The following is a 2,032-nucleotide window of genomic DNA, read 5'->3' as shown; positions in this document are numbered from 1 at the left end:
GCGTGAGCGCGTTGCTACGCAGGGCGATGGTAGTTCGGCTGCCAATGATCCTGCCCAGTACCAGGCCGCCCTGGCAGCCGCTGACACGAGTGCTGCTGACGTCCGGGCAGGGGATCAGCTGTACGCCACCCTGGACACAGCCATCAATTCTGACGAGGCAGGCCCGGTCATCGCGACCGTCCGCCAGCCTGGTCCGTTCCAAGGTGCTCGCCTGATCGGGCAGATGAGCATGGGGCAGGACGCAAAAGCAGTCGGCGTCCAGTTCACGGCGATGGCGGTGCCTGGCGAGAAGGCCACACGCTCCATCAACGCGTGGGCCGTCGATCCGAACAAGGACAATCGGGCGGCGCTGGCCACCGACGTGGACAACCACTATCTGTCCAACGGCGCGAAGATCTTCATCGGTTCGTTCCTCGCTGGCTACTCCGATGGTCTTCTCCGCGGCGGCCAGAATGAGAGCGTCGTCTCCAACGGCACTACCACGGTCGTCCAAAAGGACGCCTACACCGACCGCCAACTGATCGAGATCGGTGTGGGCAACGTAGGCCGCACCGTAAGCCAGAACCTATCCCAAGGCAGCACGCGCCGACGCACGGTCAAGGTCGCGGCTGGCATCGACATTGGTGTTCTTTTCCTTCAAGACGCGGYCCCGCAGCGCTGAGGCCCAGGAGATCTATTGCATGTCCACGCTCGACCAAGACGATGTCTTCGCTGATGGCCCCGGTGACGAAACCGACACCGCGTCTGCCTTCAACCATGTGAACACTGCGTCTGCCGCCCCAAGCAAGCCCAAGGGCAAGACCATCGCCGGCATGAGCATCGGCATGTGGGCAATGATGCTGGGCGTGACGCTGTTCATGGGCTACTTCGTGATGCGCACGTTCACCGGTGGTGGCGGCGGCGATGAAGCGCAGATGGAAGGCATGGCCGATTCTTCGATGTCGCTCGAAGCGGTGGAACCCACGCCTGAGCAGGCCGCCGAGACCGAGGCACCGGAGCAAGCTGGCGCCGAAACGGCCCCGCCGGCATTCGTTGCCCCGCCTGCTATCGATCCGACCATGCAAGCGGTCACCAACCCCGACGCCGCGCAGCTTGCGGTACAGCCCGCGGCAGTCCCCGCCATCGCTGCACCTGTGGCCACGCCGGCCCAAGATCCCCTGGCTGCCGCTCGCCAGGCGCGTTTGCCTCAAGAGGCTGTCACGCCGCAGCCTGCGGTGCAGATGAGCGCTCCCGTAGCGCCGGCGATCGCCGTGCCCGCGCAAGCAGCATCGCCCACGGTTGCACCTGTCGCGGCCGCGAACGCGGCGTCACAGGCGGAGCTGGCCCAGCTGCGCGCCCAGGTCCAGTCGCTGCAGGCCGAGGTGGCCAGCTTGAAGTCGCAGAAGCCGGCGACTGTGGCAAGTGCGCCGCGTGCAGCGCGTGCCGCCTCAGCGAAGCCGCGCACCAGCACTGCCGCATCGTCGAAGCCAACGCGTCAGACGCCGCCTTCGACGGCATCTGCGAAGCCTGCTGCGCCGGTCGCCGGCGTCAGCCTGCGTGCGGTGGTGGGTGATACCGCGTGGGTGCAGACGACCGCCGGCGAGAGCATCCAGGTGCGCAACGGCGACGTGATCCCGGGTGTTGGCACGGTGAAAGGCATCAATGCCGAGAGCGCGCAAGTGCAGCTCGATGACGGCCGCGTCTTGAAGTAACGGAGCAGATCATGTCCGCAGCGACCACCATGACGCAGAACCTTGTCGAGTTGGTGCCGATCGGCATCGACGCGCTCAATGTCTTCGCCTCCGTCGTAGCCGTCGCACTGGTGATCCACTCCGGCTCTCGACTGGTGTTCAACGCCAAGTATGGTGAGAAAGACGGTAGTAGTGAGCTCCGTAAGCCGCTCATGTACTTCGTCGCCGGAATTCTCCTTTGGAACCTGKGCGCATCAGCGACAACGCTTCTACAGACAATCTACGGTGATTCGACCACAACGCAGAACCTGATTGGCTACACGCCCTCAAGCAACATGACATCTGAGGGCACAGCCATGATC

At 64.5% G+C, this 2,032-nt stretch carries 3 protein-coding genes; all 3 read left to right on the top strand.

The genetic code is table 11. The annotated features are described in order from the left end of the window. On the top strand, positions 1-661 hold a 661-nt coding region (locus AC04L7_RS17490), incomplete at its 5' end, for a DotG/IcmE/VirB10 family type IV secretion system protein (protein WP_475513543.1). 19 nt (positions 662-680) lie between these two features. Further along, the gene (locus AC04L7_RS17485) at positions 681-1,691 is read left to right on the top strand and encodes a hypothetical protein (protein ID WP_436001332.1); all 1,011 of its coding nucleotides are present in this window, start codon (positions 681-683) and stop codon (positions 1,689-1,691) included. A gap of 11 nt (positions 1,692-1,702) precedes the next feature. Further along, positions 1,703-2,032: hypothetical protein (locus tag AC04L7_RS17480; protein WP_475513542.1), on the top strand; the 330-nt coding region annotated here is incomplete at its 3' end.

The sequence above is a fragment of the Pseudoxanthomonas sp. LjRoot204_2 genome, from assembly GCF_056175765.1.
This window is presented reverse-complemented; position numbering and strand designations above follow the sequence as displayed.

Excerpts from the sequence above, each read along its gene's own strand:
- AC04L7_RS17485 (WP_436001332.1), top strand. The coding sequence starts at position 681 with ATGTCCACGCTCGACCAAGACGATGTCTTCGCTGATGGCCCCGGTGAC.